Raw genomic sequence first — 246 nt, forward strand, 5'->3', positions numbered from 1 at the left:
AATCCATTGGGCGGATTCGCCGTCCGGGCCCACCAGCAGGGCGTTGGGTCGGCGCTCGGCAATCAGGTCGGCCAGCGGCTCGGCGCCGCTGAGTACCACGGCCTGCGGCACAGGGATGGCCTGCTCCAGCCGCTCGATGCGGTGCAGGTGCGGGTCCACCGTGATCACTGCGTCGAACAGGCCCGCCAGAAACCCGCCCACCACCTGCTGGCTCACGGCCTCGCCAGGGTGGAAGGCGATGTCCTG

The 246-nt window shown here is 70.3% G+C and carries 1 pseudogene; it reads right to left on the bottom strand.

The window, feature by feature from the left end:
• Positions 1-246, bottom strand: a pseudogene (locus ACK4TH_RS13395) (phosphoribosylpyrophosphate synthetase); the annotation flags it as partial.

Origin of the sequence: Tepidimonas sp. (assembly GCF_046292505.1) — a bacterium.
Taxonomy (GTDB): Bacteria; Pseudomonadota; Gammaproteobacteria; order Burkholderiales; family Burkholderiaceae_C; genus Tepidimonas.